A 14914-nucleotide genomic window follows, 5' to 3' on the forward strand; every position below is an offset into this window, starting at 1 on the left:
TGCCTAAATTTAGCTAAATGGGGATTTTCTGACACGTTAGGAGTTATAGAAAGTGACAGATTTTAATAATTTAGTACCAGTAACAGAAACGCAATTAAACGGAAGATTACAACAAACAGTTAGCGCAAAGGCTTTACATAATTACTTAAAAGTAGGAAATGATTTTTCAACATGGATAAAGGGAAGAATAAAAGAATATGGGCTTATTAAAAATGATGATTTTTTAATCTTTGATTCATCAGAATTCAGGAATCAAAGTACAAATAATGAACAACAAATAAAATGGACAACTAAGCGAGGTGGAGACCGTAAAAGTATAGATTACATACTGACAATCGGAACCGCTAAAGAATTAGCAATGATTGAAAACAACGAGAAAGGTAGAGCAATAAGAAAGTACTTTATCCGTTGTGAACAGCACCTTAAAGAAATTGCACCAGCAATCCAGAAGAAAGAGCTTAAGCGATTAAAAGCACGCATCGAGGTGGCAGATTATAGCCGTCCTATGTGTGACGCATTAACTATACAAAGGTTATCACAAAGTAAAGAGACTAAACCACATCACTATACTAATGAATTTAATATGATTAATAGTATTGTGCTTGGTATGTCCGCAAAGGCTTTCAGAAAATCACATAATCTTACTGGTGATATTCGCGACTATCTTAATGAACAACAGCTTAATCACCTAGCCTACTTAGAAAAATCAAATATTACTCTAATTGATATAGGTTGGAATTACGAAAAACGAAAAGCGGAACTTATCAAGCTATCACAAAGCTATATCATTCGGTTATTGGGTGAGGTAGCATAATGATCTTACAAGCCAATTTAAACCATTTTAACGCCCTAGCAATAGGGCAGCATACCCAAACCCTAAATAATCGCTTATTAGATCGCTACGACACGATTAAAGCCATCCAAAAGGTGAAATCTTTCTTCTTGGTCAGCAATGAAGATTTTATTGATATCAATAGCCAATCAAATAGCTACTTTTTCGTAACTAATTTAATTTTCCGACACGTTAAACAAGTTTTTTCGGTGGTCACTATGCGCGCGCGTATGTCCTTTAAAATTCATTGCATGAGGTTGAATTTCAAAAGTAGGTTTCTTGAGTCCATAAAAAGAAGCCACAAGCAACTTAATTATTATGCTTTAGGTATGATTCCTCGTGATTGTAATTCTTTTCTTAAAACTCTTTTAATCCAAGTAGCCAAGCTAGTATCGCCATCTTTCATAGCTTCTTCTTCTAACTGTTGCCGAAATTCTTCGGTTAATCGCATTTGGTATTGTGGTGATCTTTTTTCTTTTGGTGTTGACATGGTAATTACCCAATATTATTATAATTACATGGTAACGACCATTATAATGGTCGCGCCCCAAAAAACAATAGCCCAAAGAGTTCACACCTCAATGAGCTATCTAACCACAAACATTAAACGGAGTAATGCTATGGCTAATAGTAATGATACCCTACACCCAGAAAATGGGCAACTTGACCTACCTAATTTAATTTCTGTCTTAAATCTTTATAAGGCGGATATTCCTGTCGAACATTTGTCACAAGCAGAGGACCATTTTGAAGAACTACGACAATCGATTCTATGGGGGATCGGTGCGATAGGCAATTTAATGTTTTGGGCTTGTGAAAATGAGGATTATACCGAGCAAAGCCTTAAAAATGATATGCGTGATTTGGGTTATTTGTTCATACAATTAAGAGATTTAGCTTGTTTCGCGACCAATCAAATGAATCTACTTAATACCAAACTTAGCAATAAGGGAGGTAAATAATATGTTGAACTCTAATCATAAAATATCAATCTATCGTGATATTAAATCAAGTAAAAAATACTTGCACAATCTCAATCATTCGGGCTATATTGATAGTGCCTTAGCAAAATCTAAGGTCAGGATTGGAACCCTGAACAGTTACTTGGCGACACATGACGCCCAAAGCGTCTTTTTTTGTGTCAATGCTTGCGCACACCTATTTATCAATATTTCTTCTATGGTGGCGTTAATGGGGCATCCGAAAGGATGGCTGGGTCACCAAGTAACCAGTAGTTCCAACCCTGCTAACGTCACCGCCAACGAGATTGGAACCTCTAGCGGTGATTATGTAAATCATTACTTGGAGGCTGTCACTATGACTACTATCCCTACCCCTATTATATCCACTCAAAAACTATATAAATTCTATGACCTATCAACGGCTCAAGTAGTCCAAACAACGGCAACAACCGAACACCAAGCACGCAAGAGCCTAGGCAAATCATTCCTTATCTTTATTGCCAGAATCCGCTTGTATCCTATAGTCGAACGTTCCCAAAATTGAGGAGGTTACATCCATGACTGATAAAAACTTTAAATTAATTTGTGATGTTGAATCTAAACTTATTCAAGTTCAAAGCATGGCTAAAATCGCCTTAAACAACACTAATCACAAGTATGCAGGATATGACGAGCCTTTTATCGAGCAAGACGATATGAGTAATTTACTATGGGCTATCGTTGATTTAGTAGAGCAAGCTTTTGATGAGCTACAAGAGTACGGGTTAACGGAGGGTAAGAACAATGGCTAATATCTCAATGGACGCGATAAATACAATTAACTCTAAACTTGGACAAGCTAACGCTATAACAATCCTTTTAATGTGTGACTGTGATTCTAATACACCAATTAATGATGAACTACGAGATTATGCGCTTAGTGCTATATACGACTTAATTAGTGATTCTAAAGCCTTATTTAGAAGCGAAACAGAACGTAAAGGGGCGAATAATGAAAGAGTTTAATTTTGTCCATAATGATAATGGAACTATCACGGCATTAAGGCTTAAAAATAACAAGTATGTAAAGCTACTTTCTTTTGGCAAGGATGAAATCCCTAGCCTGCTCGCTGATGTTACTAAACGACTACCGCCCGAAGTTAGACGGTATATGGAACAGATTAAGGGGTAATCATCATGAATAATCAACAAGAAGTAACCGTAATTCACCATAGTATAGTCGATTCAACTATGGCGATTATCGCAGGTTTATTTTTAATTGAGCAGATTAATAAAAATGGTGCAAAGGTATTTATTCATGAAGAAATCAAGATTGATATAGACATGGATTTAATTGTCCTTGGGCTAAAAACCGTCCTTAAAGATTATTTTATTGAAGACTTCGGCGAACCTGAGGGATTGAACCGCACTTATGGGGTGTTAAAGGTGATGTATACCGAAAGCAAGGATAAACCTATGGAGTTAACACAACCAGGGCGTGAAATGCTTGAATCATTGTTTATTGATTTGGCCATAGACATTAAAGCCGAATCTAGCGCGACTATTCATTAAGGGGATGTGATGAAAATAAGTGAAATTACAGCCCAAGCGGTAGATAAATGGGATTACATCTTTCATTCATTAGGTATTGAAGTGGGCAACGGTAAACATTGTCCATGTCCTATGTGTGGCGGTAAAGATAGATTTCGGTTTGATAATCAAAATGGACGAGGTACTTATATTTGCAATCAATGTGGTAGTGGTGACGGCTTAGAACTGATTAAACACTATTATCATTGTGATGCTAAAGAAGCATCAAATAAAGTAGCGGAATGTTTGAATCTACCTAATCATAGTAACCAAATACGAGAAAAAACCGTATTTAAAAAAAGAGATTCTGAACAGTCGTATAATAACAACATACCAGATAATCCCGTATGTAAAAAAGTCGAATATTTACTCTCTAAAACAACATTAGGACAATCTGAGTACCTCACCAAGAAAGGATTAACCTTTGATTTACCCTTGTTAGATAACGGGCGCATTTTTGCGCCTATGCTGAATCTTCGTAATGAATACGCAGGTGGTCAATTTATCGAACCTGACGGTGGTAAACACTTAATGAAAAGCTCAAATAAAAAAAGTGCTTTTATTTTAGCCAGCTCAATTTTGAGTAGACCTGCCGAGGTGTGCGCAAATTTGCTCGCACATAATGAAATTATTATTTGTGAGGGTTTAGCTACAGGGATATCAATAGCGGAATTCCGCCAACAGTCTATTGTTATATCGGCCATTGACGCAGGCAATCTTATTCATGTGGCCAAGGCTATTCGTGAACTAAACCCTACCGTTAAAATCATTGTCGCAGGTGATAACGATATTGACCAAAGCCCGAATACGGGCTTAGCTAAAGCAATAGAAGCTGCTCAAACGGTAAATGGTTATTACTCCGTTCCTGATACAGATTATAAATGTGATTGGGATGATTATAGGCAACAATTTGGAAGCGATAACGCTTTGGCTCATTTTAATAAAAACCTCATAAAACCAGAGTTATCCACCATGACAAAACATAACATGCAAAACGAGTTATCAAGCATGAATCTATCGCAAATGGCATCGAGCCAACGGGCTGAACTGCTCAATCAATATTATGATAATAACCTTGCGATTAATCTTACTACCGATGAAATCTATCACTATCAAGATAACGCATGGCAACCTATCAACGATAAAGTGTTAATGCGAACGTTAGCCGATTTATTTACCCAATCAGGCGAACCATTTAACCCCTTAAGGATTAGCTCCGCAGTTGAATCGCTCAGGTTATCACTACCTATAATGGGTATACCTCAAAAAGATTTAATCTGTTTTAAAAATGGGGTGTATGAGCTAAAAAGCCAAACCTTTAGACCACACAATAAGCAAGATTGGCTATTAGTCAGTAATGATATTGATTACTACCCTGCCAAAGAAAAGGAATCTTTTGATACTCACGCGCCCAACTTCGCTAAATGGCTAAAAAGAGCATCAGGCAATCAAGATAAGGCTAAAAATATCTTAGCTGCGCTATATATGATATTAGCCAATCGGCATGATTGGCAATTGTTCCTAGAGGTTACAGGCGCAGGCGGTAGCGGTAAAAGTGTTTTTGCTGAAATCGCGACTATGTTAGCAGGTAAAAGTAATACCGTGATAGGCACAATGGACGCTTTAGAGAAAGCAAGAGATAGAGCCTTAATTGTGGGTTATTCATTGGTTATATTACCAGACCAACCGCGCTACATGGGCAGTGGTGCAGGTTTAAAAGCAATTACTGGAGGTGATGAAGTCGCAATAGACCCAAAACACAAACAGCCGTACTCTTGTAAAATTCCTGCGGTAGTCTTGGTTATCAATAATGAAGCCATGCGATTTAATGAACGTAACGGCGGTATATCTCGGCGCAGAGTAATCTTTCACTTTGGCGAGGTCATCCCTGAAAAAGAGCGAGATTTAAACTTAGTCAGCAAAATAGAGCAAGAGCTCCCCTCAATTGTGAGGTTGCTATTAAATGAGTTTATCAATCCAACAGAAGCCAAAGAAAGACTACACCAGCAACAACAATCAGAGGAAGCAACCGCGATTAAACGCGAATCTGACCACCTAGTCGATTTTTGTAGTTATCTTAATGCGCTTGATTATCCTAATGGGATGCTAATTGGCAATTTAGGCATAATACCATTTAACCCTCAGAAATATTTATATCATGCTTATATTGAGTATGTCCGAAACACAGGGCTTAATAATCCACTGTCCTTAAGTGGATTCGGCTCATCGTTAAATTACGCCATAAATGAAAACAGAAAGGCATACATTAAAAAACGAACTAATATAGGGGTAAAAACTAATTTAGAAATAAACCCAGATATGTGTAAAGATTGGCTACCTAAAGCCGAAGATCCTAACTAGTAGCTCAAATTAAGCCACCAAAATAAGACCGCCCTAATTGGCGGTTTTTTATTGAGTGAATACCTAAAGTGTATACTTGTGAATAGTAAACATTCAAGTATACACCGCTCAAACCCTTTTTGAATAAGGCTTCAATCAGATAGTGAACACCGTGCATACTTTTTTATAAAATTTTATTTTTATGGGGGGTAGGGTAAATTTCTACAGATTTTAGTTATCCAAACCGCTCGCCCTCTTTCATTTTAACGCTAACCCGATTTTTTTAATTTTTATGCTTTGTGTAGCTGGATAATAATATCTAATTTATGGGGGGTCATTTTTTGTTTTGGGGGTACAAATGGGGGTACAGCAAACAGAAGAAACAAACACAATGCTTTATTAAAAAGGATTTAAACAGTGCTTTTCAAGTCCTGCCCACGCACCAATTCAATATTCAGTAACATTCTTTAAAGCACATCAAAACTTGTATAAATAAGGCTTAGAGCCTATTTTGCTATTCTGCAAGCATCAGTAAGACACATTTACAACCACATTTTTTAGTTATAAGCTTAGTTATACGAATTTCATATAACTAAAAATCGTATAACTATGGCTCGTATAACCACCCCATTAACAGACACTCAAATAAAAACAGCCAAGCCACAGAATAAGGATTACTCTTTATTTGACGGTAATGGATTATATCTTTTAATTAAATCTAACGGCTCTAAAATATGGCGGTTTAACTATTATCACCCTATAAATAAAATCCGTTCATTAATCAGTTTTGGTAGTTATCCCGAAGTTTCGCTACAGCAAGCGCGAAAACAACGCGACGAAGCACGCGAATTAATTAAGCAAGGCATAGACCCCCAAAAACATAAAGCGGAACAAGAACAACTTAAGCAAGCAGCAATTGACCACATTCTACTCCATGGCTGAACGATGGCTTAAATTCAAAACAGAACAAGGACTAGAAGAACAAACTTTAAAAAAGGCTTGGCGTTCATTAGAAAATCATGTTTTCTTTTATAAAAAGATATTCCCATAAACTAAGTAACTGCTATTAAGGCAATCAATGCTTTACAGCCATTAAATAACAATAATAAATACGAGACAGTAAAAAGAGTTTGTAGGCGAATCTATGAAATAATGTATTACGCTGTCAATATGGGAATCATCGATAATAACCCTCTTGCTAAAATTACCGACGTATTTAACAGCCCGAAAGTAAAAAATCAGCCTATCATATCCCCTACTGAGTTACCGCAGTTTATGCAAGCCTTATCTATGGCTAGTATTGAGTTACAAACAAGATGCGTGATTGAATGGCAATTACTCACATTAACGCGACCTAGCGAAGCTGTAGGCGCACGGTGAGATGAAATAAGTTTTAATAAGAAATATGGAGCATTCCTGCTGAACGCATGAAAATGGATAGACCCCACAATATACCTTTATCGCCACAAGCAATGAAAATCCTTGAGATAATGAAATCTATTAACAATAAAAGTGAATTCATTTTCCCAACAGCAAGACCACCTTATAACAAGCCAATGAGTAGCCAAACCGCTAACATGGCAATAAAGCTCATGGAATACAAAGATAAGTTAGTAGCACATGGATTGAGATCGTTAGCAAGTACTACCTTAAATGAATAGGGCTTTAATTATGATGTAATAGAGAACGCATTATCGTACGTTGATAAGAACGCAGTTAGGCGAGCTTATAACCGAGCAGAGTACGAACAACAAAAAAGAATCATGCTTGACTGGTGGGGAGATTTTGTCGAGCAAGCCAGTAAAGGGAATGTTTCACTATCAGGTAACCGCAATTCACCATAGTATAGTCGATTCAACCATAACGATTATAGCAGGCTTATTTTTAATTGAGCAGATTAATAAAAATGGGGCAAAGGTAAACATTGTCCATGTCCTATGTGTGGTGGTAAAGATAGATTTCGGTTTGATAATCAAAATGGACGAGGTACTTATATTTGCAATCAATGTGGTAGCGGTGACGGCTTAGAACTGATTAAACACTATTATCATTGTGATACTAAAGAAGCATCAATTAAATTAGCGGAATGTTTGAATCTACCTAATCAGAGTAACAAAATACGAGAAAAAACCGTATTTAAAAAGATAGATTCTGAACAGTTGCATAATAACAACACACCAGAAAATCCCGTATGTAAAAAGGATTAAAAGCAATTACTGGGGGTGATGAGGTTGCAATAGATCCAAAACACAAGCAACCTTACTCATGTAAAATTCCTGCTGTGGTATTAGTAATCAACAATGAAGCTAGGCGATTTAATGAGCGTAATGCCGGTATATCTCGGCGCAGAGTAATCTTTCATTTTGGCAAGGTCATCCCTGAAAAAGAACGAGATTTAAACTTAGTCAGCAAAATAGAACAAGAGTTACCCTCTATTGTCAGATTGCCATTAAATGAATTTACTAACCCAATAGAAGCAAAAGAAAGGCTACACAAGCAACAACAATCTAAGTAAGCCACTGCGATTAAGCGCGAATCTGACCACCTAGTCGATTTTTGTAGTTATCTTAATACTCTTGATTATCCCAATGGGATGTTAATTGGTAATTTAGGCATAATACCATTTATCCCTAAGAAATATTTATACCATGCTTATATTGAGTATGTCCGAAACACAAGACTTAATAATCCATTGTCCTTGAGTGGCTTTGGTGCATCATTAAATTACGCCATAAAAGAAAATAGAAAGGCGTACATTAAAAAACGAACTAATATAGGGGTAGAAACTAATTTAGTAATAAACCCAGATATGTGTAAAAATTGGCTAGATAAAGCCGAAGATCCTAACTAGTAGCTCAAATTGAACCACTAAAATAAGACAGCCCTAATTGGCGTTTTTTTATTGAGTGAATACCTAAAGTGTATACTTATGTTTAGAAGGAAATTGATGTAACTATTTATATAGGTTTATTATTTTGTGTAAAGTATACGAAGTTAATAGCATTACAATAGGCTAAATATGACTATATAATCAATAACCATAAAAAAATACGAAAGAAAAATATAAAAAAGTATATATCACTGCTCTTTTCGGCTATGCTATAAAAAATTGTTTAATAGTTTTTCTATTAGTCTTTACTCTCTTATTTTCAAAATAATCATTAAACTCATCAATGGAATATATTATGAAAAAATTAATATCAATATTATTTTTAAGTAGCTTATTTTGCAGTCATAGTTATGCTAATGAAAACCAAAACAGTTTTCAAAAACAGCCTAGGTCACAAAATAATAACCAATACACAGAATATAAGGCTCAACTTGCTGATAATGTTTTTTTATCATTTTTTGTCGATACCCAAGAGCAAAAAGCAATACCTGTATTATTTAAAGATGGCAAAAAATATCAACCTCTGAGTGTTGAATTTTGTATTAAAGATTCTGATGAATGTTGGCGACAATTCCTTTATCACAATTCACTTTCCAACATTACTTTTAACTTTGATAAACCAGAAAATAAAAAAGATTTGTTAGAATGGAAGATAGACTACCTTGATAACAATCAATTAGTGACTACTCATTTTATGCATCCTCCTAAAACTGGAGCTTTACCAAATGGCGATGATGACTATGACCCTTATATTCTTTGGCAATCTGACTTAAGTAATTTTTAAAATTGATTAATGGCACTCGAATAAGATAAATAAGTTAATATGATTCAGACAATAATTGATGATCTAAGTGATTTTGTATTAATTATATTGGTTTACATCATTTTGGCTAACTAAAGATTATTTATTTTAATCAGCTATTAAAAGATATATTTCACCACTTTTCACTTATAAATTTTATCAATAACATCTAATTTATTACATTAGGTTATTACTTTTTTGTAATAACCTTTCTTAAATCTCAATAATGCTAATTGCTCATTTAGTTATATTATCGTATTGATTAATTTATTTTCTGGTTGATTGATGATAGTAAGATGTTCATCCAATGTTTCATCTCCTTGTAAGCAAAACTTAACATAATGTTGTATATCGTTAATTGATATATTCGCATTACAAAAACATTCAGTTAATTTTACCTATTGCAAATCTGCATCAGAAAAACGCTTTACATTTTGAGCGAGTTACAGAAATAGAAATAACCTTAATGAATCATAATATTTCAGCATTTGCACTGATAAACCTGACATTTTGGTTACTTTAGTCACAGTATATTTAAATGATTGGTTTAGTTCACCATTTTGAGTTATTGATGCAAATATCGTGTAACGTTAAAAAATGGTGAAAATTATCATCGTAGACAATCCTATGTTACTGACGAGTTTTGAAAAAGATTACGTGTATTGAAGAACTATTTATTAATACAACAATTATATTCCTATAGAAGATGTAGGTAAGATTATGGGACTCTGTCAGAAGAAACAACGGTGTGTTTATGTAGATCTGATGTATCAGAATAATAAAATGACCAAATTAATATTTAAACTGCCAATTTCATGAATTGATTATAATTATTATAATTCACTAAAATCAATTACGTATTGATATGTGTCATAAGATTACTAAGACCGAAGTTATATTGTAACAGATTTAGTTAAAATGGATATTTGGTTGAATGATGAAATTGTCGATGCTTTTTCATTTATTTTGCCACGAGATAGAATCTTTGAACGCAATAAGCCAATTGTTCAGCAAATGAAACATGTTATACCTCGTAAATTCTATGCAATGCCAGTAAAATCGGTATTTGAAAGTTAACTCATTATAAAGGGAGATATTCCACTATTACGCAAAAGTGTAATAGGACGTGGTTATTCAGGATCTGCATCAAGAAACAAAAAAAACAAAAAAAACAAAAAATAAAATAACGCAACGTAAGTTTGGCTGTATTGATATCCCACAAGAAGCATTTCATGCCGTATTGAATATTCATGAATAATATTCACTAGTTGCTCTCCTAATTGATTATAAATTATAATATCTTCTAACAGACTGAGATGATAAAAAATTTTTCCGGCAATTTGTGGTGAAACTTTTTAATATACACAGTATAAATTTCTTTATGCAATGCTTCTTAATCCAACAACAGCAAGTTCTCAATAGCAACAGATCAACGATTACATCCTATAGCTGAAAGTTTTAGTTGTCTCTATGACTATCCATTTATTTTTATTAATATAATAATTGTATTATATAAATTTAGTATTCTAAACATAGCTGAAACAAAAAAATAAATAACTATTTTTTTAATTATTGTATTTCTATATTCAAAATAAATTAACTAAAGTAAGTTTTAAACAGTAAAATTTAATATACCATTTTCAGCAAATCGTGAAGTGAAAGTATTAAGAATATTACCATTGCAGAAAATTTACTAACTAAGCAAAATAATAGCAATGTTCATTTCTAACTTTAAAACCCTTGCCTGCTGAAATGATAAATCACATTTTATTGCTAATAAGTTGAAGTATTTTGTCCTCTCTGACTGTTGCTTTAATTTCAAAAACTTTTATTACATATTTAAATGTGATAGCTTTCGCCCCTTATTATTTTTTAATAATTTACTTCACCAATATTAACAACACGATCAGCACTCTCAATTGTTGATTTTCGATGAGCAATAATAATACGCGTAATTTTTAATGAAGATATCGCCTTATTAATTGTAGTTTCATTATCTTCATCTAAATGACTTGTCGCTTCGTCAAGAAATAATAAACAAGGCTTACGATACAATGCTCTTGCAATTAGTAATCGTTGTTTTTGACCGCCAGATAAGCTATTTCCTAACTCACTTACTAACGTTTCATATCCCATTGGCATACTCATAATTTCGTTATGAATATTACAATATTTTGCACATTCAATAAGCCATTCATAATTTTTTTCATTATCAAAACTTGAAATATTATCCGATATAGATCCTGCAAAAAGTTTATCATTTTGTAATACACTACCGATAATATCTCTATAATTATTAACACCAAATTTATAAATATCAATTCCATTTATAAGAACTTCACCATGAGTAGGTGTAAGCAATCCATTCATAACTTTCATCAATGTGGTTTTTCCTGAACCTGAAGGACCAATAATTGCAACACTTTCACCCGCTTTAACTTTCATGTTTATATTAGTAAAAATAGGTTTAGAAAGATTATCGTATTGATACGCTATGTTGTTCAGTTCAAATTCAACAGGGATATCTTTAGGGAAAGAGTGCTTTGATTCGATATCATTTTCAGTATCAGTTAATACAATATCGGTTAATCGTTCAGTATGTAAATTCAGCATTTTCAAATCTAATACCATATTTATCAAATTTGCTGTTTGTTCTGAAAATTGAGCTCTATATGCTGTAAACGCGATAAACATACCTAGCGTCATTTTATCATCCATAACAAGTGCAGCGCCGATCCACAATATTGAAGTTTGCTCAATCATCATAATCAATGTGTTAACACCACTAAATATCATTTCTAATTTAGTAAGACGAATATTTGCGTTGGATGTATCAATATTCATATTGAGCCAATATTGAGCTCTTGAGTCAGTAAGTTTCAGTGATTTTAAAGTATCAATACCATATAAACTTTCCATAAAATGGGAATTAGCTTTAGCCTCTTTCACAATTTTTTCTTCTGATGCTTGTCGATAACGTTGATAGGTAGCTACACGTAATATTATGTAGATGAGAGTAAAACCACAGACAATCCAAACCAACCATCCACCATACAGAAACATCATGATAAAAACACCAATTGACATCAAAATATTAATAATACTTTTTACGATATTATTAGTTAGTGTTGTACAAATTATTTCTAAGGATGTGAAACGAGACTGAATATCACCAAGTTTCCTTTTTTCAAAATAGGCTAATGGTAATTTCATTAAATGATCAAAAAGTCCAGCTTTCCATTGAATATCTACTAAAGATCCCATAATTAATGATGACCAAGAACGTAACATGGCAATAAATGTTCTGAATAATATAAAAAACAGTAATCCCATACAGATTAATCCAAGTAAACTGTGATCTTGTGCCATAATTACATGGTCCATTACCAATTGAGTTCCAACGGGCAGCAATAAATTAATGGATTCAATAATAAGAGATAATGATAAAATTTTAACTAAAAATCCTTTTAAACCATCAATTTGGAAAAGCATTTTAATCAAACTAAGTTGACTGCGTTCTGTGCGAGGTTCAAACTCTTTATCAGGCCATAATTCAAGTGCTATTCCACTAAAATGTTTTGACATTTCATTAAGACCTACTTCACGGCGACCAAATGCGGGATCATGTAATATAAATTTACTTCTTTTAACTGCCACTAATACAACAAAATGATTGAGGTCCCAATGTAAAATACAAGGGGTTTTTAACTGTTTTATTTCATTTAAATCTAAAGAAAGTGGACGACTTCTTAAATGTACAGAGGCTGACATATTAATTAAGGTGGCAAGAGTGACGCCATGAGATGAAACGCCAATTTGATTTCTTAAACTAAATAAATCTACGTTCATACCATAATAACGACAAATCATAGTTAAACATGCAAGACCACATTCAGCAGCTTCTGTCTGTAAAATTTGTGGTATTTTTCTTTTCCAACCAAAATGTAAACTTTGAAGTATATGCTGAAACTGATTTTTATTCATTGACTGGTCCTGTAATACTTTTTTGAACATCATAAAAAGGAGATAGCATCCATTGATAAATAGGTCTTTTTTCTAAAAAGAGAGTGATGTCAGCTTTCATTCCATTTGTTAATTTAATTTTATTATTAAATTTGGCCATTTGTTTTTTATCAAGAGAAACCATTACTTTGTAATAAGCTTGATAACTAATATTGTTTTGAGATAATGGAGAACTACTGTAAGTTGACATTTCTTGGCTTGAGGCAGGCACCTTGGATATTGATATAATTTTACCTGAGAACTGTCCAAATTTTTGATAAGGATAAGCTTCATAACGAATATTAATTTTATCATTAACTGAAATATAAGGAACACTTTCATTAGGAGCCCAAAGAACTAAATAGTAAATATCAGTATTAGCAGGAATAAGTTGTGCTAGGCTATCATCTGTTTTTACCATCTGACCGTCTGTTACACTAAGTGATTCAATACGTCCATCACTAGGAGCACTTATAACTAATGTTCCTTTAGCATTTACTTCTGTTAATTGACGTTGTAGAGCATTCAACTGAAATTGATATTCAGATATTTTGTTATCAAAATCAGCTATCTTTGTAACTAATTCACTATTAAGTTGTATAATACTTAAATTTTCTTGTATTATTTGATTTTGTAAAAATTGATAAGAATTTTGTTGTTGATAATATAAGTATCTTTGATTATTGAATTGTTCATTATTAATTAGTCCTTTTTTTTGGTAATCAGCATAGTTTTGCATGCTTTCATACATTTCACTCATCCCTTTTTCTGCATTTTTGACAAGCAATAATGAATCTTGATGGAATCGATTATATTCATCTATTTGTTGTTTCAATGCATTTGAAGTGATCTGTTTATTTTCCTTTAGAGTTTCAATAATTTCAGATATATTTTTGATTTGATTATTGATTGATTCAATTGTTTTTTGAGTGACATTACCTAACTGTGTCGTTTGGCTGACATCTAATTCATAAATTGGATCGCCTTTTTTAACTTTATCGCCAACTTTCACATGAGAGTTAATAATAAAACCTTGCTGTGTTGAAAACAAAGTAATTGCTCTTGGTTGTGTAGTTATTTCACCTGGCACATTAATTCGTCTAGTATAAGTACCGAATATGATAGCAAGAACTAAAACGATAACAAAAATAATCGATAATAAAAAAACAAACCATGCAGAATATCCTTTTATTAATAACGCTTTTCCCATCCATTTTGCTTTCTGGTAATTAATAGCTTCTTGCCGAAACAATCGATTATTTTCCATAAAATGTTTTACCTACTTATACTTATATTTATTTATTATTATTTATTCAATAATATGAATTTTAATTTTCAATAAAGAAATCATGTTTAAAAATATACTAATAAGTTTATTACTAAACATAATTACTTAAATGATCAAATCTGTTTAATGATAGATGACCAATCACATAAAATAAATTATTAATTAATATCTTATCTAATTTTATTTTTTAATTGAACAATCCCTTATTATTCTAAAATAGAAATACTGA

The 14914-nt window shown here is 33.0% G+C and carries 15 protein-coding genes and 2 pseudogenes; 14 read left to right on the plus strand and 3 right to left on the minus strand.

The window, feature by feature from the left end; genetic code table 11:
- Positions 1-52: 52 nt before the first annotated feature.
- On the plus strand, positions 53-814 hold the full coding sequence (locus tag J3U19_RS02705; RefSeq protein ID WP_267345386.1) for an antA/AntB antirepressor family protein: 762 nt from the start codon (positions 53-55) through the stop codon (positions 812-814).
- Positions 815-1148: 334 nt separating this feature from the next.
- Here the strand turns inward: J3U19_RS02705 and J3U19_RS02710 are convergent, their stop codons facing one another.
- The gene (locus J3U19_RS02710) at positions 1149-1322 is read right to left on the minus strand and encodes a hypothetical protein (RefSeq protein ID WP_176700243.1); all 174 of its coding nucleotides are present in this window, start codon (positions 1320-1322) and stop codon (positions 1149-1151) included.
- Between the two features lie 130 nt (positions 1323-1452).
- Between J3U19_RS02710 and J3U19_RS02715 the strand changes: the two genes are divergently transcribed.
- The 13 genes and pseudogenes from J3U19_RS02715 (at position 1453) to J3U19_RS02780 (ending at position 10472) form a co-directional block, all read left to right on the plus strand.
- Positions 1453-1794 carry a hypothetical protein gene (locus tag J3U19_RS02715; RefSeq protein ID WP_267345387.1) on the plus strand — a complete coding sequence of 114 codons (342 nt, stop codon included), beginning with the start codon at positions 1453-1455 and terminating at the stop codon, positions 1792-1794.
- Between the two features lies 1 nt (position 1795).
- Positions 1796-2338 carry a host cell division inhibitor Icd-like protein gene (locus tag J3U19_RS02720; RefSeq protein ID WP_267345388.1) on the plus strand — a complete coding sequence of 181 codons (543 nt, stop codon included), beginning with the start codon at positions 1796-1798 and terminating at the stop codon, positions 2336-2338.
- A gap of 13 nt (positions 2339-2351) precedes the next feature.
- Positions 2352-2585: a hypothetical protein gene (locus J3U19_RS02725; RefSeq protein WP_267345389.1), complete on the plus strand. Its 234-nt coding sequence runs from the start codon at positions 2352-2354 to the stop codon at positions 2583-2585.
- Positions 2578-2799, plus strand: a complete 222-nt coding sequence (locus J3U19_RS02730) for a hypothetical protein (protein ID WP_267345390.1) — start codon at positions 2578-2580, stop codon at positions 2797-2799. Before J3U19_RS02725 ends, J3U19_RS02730 begins: the two co-directional genes overlap by 8 nt.
- The gene (locus tag J3U19_RS02735; RefSeq protein WP_267345391.1) at positions 2786-2965 is read left to right on the plus strand and encodes a hypothetical protein; all 180 of its coding nucleotides are present in this window, start codon (positions 2786-2788) and stop codon (positions 2963-2965) included. Before J3U19_RS02730 ends, J3U19_RS02735 begins: the two co-directional genes overlap by 14 nt.
- 5 nt (positions 2966-2970) lie before the next feature.
- A complete protein-coding gene (locus tag J3U19_RS02740) occupies positions 2971-3345 on the plus strand; it encodes a hypothetical protein (RefSeq protein ID WP_267345393.1) in 375 nt (124 codons plus the stop codon).
- 9 nt (positions 3346-3354) lie between these two features.
- Positions 3355-5724, plus strand: coding sequence for a primase-helicase zinc-binding domain-containing protein (locus J3U19_RS02745; RefSeq protein WP_267345394.1), 2370 nt, complete (start codon positions 3355-3357; stop codon positions 5722-5724).
- 588 nt (positions 5725-6312) lie between these two features.
- Positions 6313-7547: pseudogene (locus J3U19_RS11515) on the plus strand (integrase domain-containing protein).
- Between the two features lie 75 nt (positions 7548-7622).
- Positions 7623-7773: pseudogene (locus tag J3U19_RS11520) on the plus strand (primase-helicase zinc-binding domain-containing protein); the annotation flags it as partial.
- Between the two features lie 211 nt (positions 7774-7984).
- A complete protein-coding gene (locus J3U19_RS02770; protein WP_267339964.1) occupies positions 7985-8218 on the plus strand; it encodes a hypothetical protein in 234 nt (77 codons plus the stop codon).
- Between the two features lie 9 nt (positions 8219-8227).
- Complete coding sequence (locus tag J3U19_RS11525; RefSeq protein ID WP_416380344.1) at positions 8228-8554, plus strand: primase-like DNA-binding domain-containing protein; 327 nt, start codon at positions 8228-8230, stop codon at positions 8552-8554.
- A 334-nt stretch (positions 8555-8888) separates the two neighbouring features.
- Entirely contained in the window at positions 8889-9377 is a 489-nt protein-coding gene (locus J3U19_RS02775; RefSeq protein ID WP_267339965.1) for a hypothetical protein, read from the plus strand.
- Between the two features lie 936 nt (positions 9378-10313).
- Complete coding sequence (locus J3U19_RS02780; protein ID WP_267339966.1) at positions 10314-10472, plus strand: hypothetical protein; 159 nt, start codon at positions 10314-10316, stop codon at positions 10470-10472.
- A gap of 795 nt (positions 10473-11267) precedes the next feature.
- On the opposite strand, the gene J3U19_RS02785 is transcribed toward J3U19_RS02780, so the two are convergent.
- A complete protein-coding gene (locus J3U19_RS02785) occupies positions 11268-13379 on the minus strand; it encodes a peptidase domain-containing ABC transporter (RefSeq protein WP_267345400.1) in 2112 nt (703 codons plus the stop codon).
- Positions 13372-14664: an HlyD family secretion protein gene (locus tag J3U19_RS02790; protein WP_267339968.1), complete on the minus strand. Its 1293-nt coding sequence runs from the start codon at positions 14662-14664 to the stop codon at positions 13372-13374. The genes J3U19_RS02785 and J3U19_RS02790 overlap by 8 nt, the downstream gene beginning before the upstream one ends.
- Between the last annotated feature and the right edge of the window lie 250 nt (positions 14665-14914).

Origin of the sequence: Gilliamella sp. B2828 (assembly GCF_026537125.1) — a bacterium.
In the GTDB taxonomy this organism is placed as follows: domain Bacteria; phylum Pseudomonadota; class Gammaproteobacteria; order Enterobacterales; family Orbaceae; genus Gilliamella.

Coding starts and splice junctions, on each gene's coding strand:
- J3U19_RS02710 (WP_176700243.1), bottom strand. CDS start 1,322: ATGTCAACACCAAAAGAAAAAAGATCACCACAATACCAAATGCGATTA.
- J3U19_RS02715 (WP_267345387.1), top strand. CDS start 1,453: ATGGCTAATAGTAATGATACCCTACACCCAGAAAATGGGCAACTTGAC.
- J3U19_RS02720 (WP_267345388.1), top strand. CDS start 1,796: ATGTTGAACTCTAATCATAAAATATCAATCTATCGTGATATTAAATCA.
- J3U19_RS02725 (WP_267345389.1), top strand. CDS start 2,352: ATGACTGATAAAAACTTTAAATTAATTTGTGATGTTGAATCTAAACTT.
- J3U19_RS02730 (WP_267345390.1), top strand. CDS start 2,578: ATGGCTAATATCTCAATGGACGCGATAAATACAATTAACTCTAAACTT.
- J3U19_RS02735 (WP_267345391.1), top strand. CDS start 2,786: ATGAAAGAGTTTAATTTTGTCCATAATGATAATGGAACTATCACGGCA.
- J3U19_RS02740 (WP_267345393.1), top strand. CDS start 2,971: ATGAATAATCAACAAGAAGTAACCGTAATTCACCATAGTATAGTCGAT.
- J3U19_RS02745 (WP_267345394.1), top strand. CDS start 3,355: ATGAAAATAAGTGAAATTACAGCCCAAGCGGTAGATAAATGGGATTAC.
- J3U19_RS02775 (WP_267339965.1), top strand. CDS start 8,889: ATGAAAAAATTAATATCAATATTATTTTTAAGTAGCTTATTTTGCAGT.
- J3U19_RS02780 (WP_267339966.1), top strand. CDS start 10,314: ATGGATATTTGGTTGAATGATGAAATTGTCGATGCTTTTTCATTTATT.
- J3U19_RS02785 (WP_267345400.1), bottom strand. CDS start 13,379: ATGAATAAAAATCAGTTTCAGCATATACTTCAAAGTTTACATTTTGGT.
- J3U19_RS02790 (WP_267339968.1), bottom strand. CDS start 14,664: ATGGAAAATAATCGATTGTTTCGGCAAGAAGCTATTAATTACCAGAAA.